This window comes from Rhizobium sp. 01T444, from assembly GCF_056398305.1.
The window spans coordinates 1-822 of sequence record NZ_JBFTPD010000129.1; the positions used below are offsets into that span (position 1 = coordinate 1).

General features: G+C 65.8%; 1 protein-coding gene and 1 pseudogene. Both read right to left on the reverse strand.

What is annotated here, in order from left to right; all coding sequences use genetic code 11:
- A pseudogene (locus tag AC1DTN_RS37520) lies at positions 1-189 on the reverse strand (VOC family protein); the annotation flags it as partial.
- Between the two features lie 75 nt (positions 190-264).
- A partial coding sequence (locus AC1DTN_RS37525; RefSeq protein ID WP_477925188.1) for a response regulator transcription factor occupies positions 265-822 on the reverse strand: 558 nt, incomplete at its 5' end.

Genomic DNA, 822 nt, shown 5'->3' on the forward strand with positions numbered 1-822 from the left:
CAGTTGCACGACGCGCAGGTCGTCGCCGTTGGCGAAGTCGGCATCGAGGCGCCATCCCAGGCCGCCATAGAAGCGCTTGGCGCGATCCACATCGGACACCGGCAGGACGACGACTTCGAGTTTCATTTCGACCACGCCGACGCTCGCGGCCGGGGCAGCCTGTTCATTGCTTGTCGGGACTTTGCTCATTGTTGGACTCCATGGAATGGTGGGTGAGGGTCGGGAAAGGACGCTGCCGCGAGGGCTCGGGGCCGCCGGACGCCGTCATCGGCGGACCGTGGCGATGCGCAGGCGCGAGGCCATGTTCACCAGGTCGGCCAACGAGTCGGCCTCCATCTTGCGCATCACCTGACCCCTGTGCGCCTTGACCGTGATCTCGCTGATGCCCAGCTCGCCGCCCACCTGCTTGTTCAGCAGGCCGGTCACCACCAGCGCCATGACTTCCCGCTCCCGGCGGCTGAGCGAGGCGTGGCGCTGCCGAAGCGCGCGCAGGCCTTGCTCCTCATCGAGGGTCGTGTGGCTGCGTTCGACGGCCTGCTGGATGGCCCTCAGCAGCGCTTCGTCATCGAATGGCTTCGTCAGGAACTCGACGGCGCCAGCCTTCATGGCCCGTACCGTCATGGGCACGTCCCCGTAGCCGGTGATGAAGATGATCGGCATGTCCATGCGCTCGACAGCCACCATTTTCTGAAGGTCGAGGCCATTGAGATCCGGAAGGCCCACGTCGAGGACCAGGCAGCTTGGAGCGAAGGTGCGTGGGCGTGCCAGGAACTCCTGTGCGGAGGCGAAAGTTTCCGGTTGCCAGCCCGCGCTGCGGATCAG